The sequence below is a fragment of the Staphylococcus sp. HMSC061G12 genome (assembly GCF_001838465.1).
GTDB classification, from domain to species: Bacteria; Bacillota; Bacilli; order Staphylococcales; family Staphylococcaceae; genus Staphylococcus; species Staphylococcus simulans.
In genome coordinates this window covers 1-466 of sequence record NZ_KV837130.1, presented here as the reverse complement: position 1 = coordinate 466, position 466 = coordinate 1, and the positions used below count along the sequence as shown (strand labels likewise).

General features: G+C 38.4%; 1 protein-coding gene. It reads left to right on the top strand.

Translation table 11 applies throughout. The features are described 5' to 3' along the window. The coding region (locus HMPREF2937_RS13740; protein WP_257245375.1) for a Rib/alpha-like domain-containing protein at positions 1–466 on the top strand (466 nt) is incomplete at both ends.

The following is a 466-nucleotide window of genomic DNA, read 5'->3' as shown; positions in this document are numbered from 1 at the left end:
CACAGTAGATACAAGTAAATTGCCAAACGGACAAACTAGCGGAGAAACTCAAGTTCCTGTAACAGTCACATATCCGGATAAAACTACTGATACAGTTAATGTGAAAGTAACGGTAGGACCAAAAAATTCTGAGACTTACCAACCAACAACAGGAGAAATTACTAAACATTTCGGTGAGAAAGCAACACCAGATGAAGTGAAATCAAAAGTGATTGTTCCAGGTTACCCAGAAAATGGTCAACCATATACAGTGTCAGTAGATGAAGCAAAAATTCCAGATGGTCAAACACCGGGCGAAGTGGAAGTTCCAGTCACAGTGACATATCCAGACAACACAACAGATATTGTCAATGTAAAAGTTACAACTGGACCAAAAGACTCAGATACGTATGAGCCAACAATTCAACCAATCACAAAACCATTTGGTCAAAACACAACAGAACAAGAAGTGAAAGATAAAGTTACA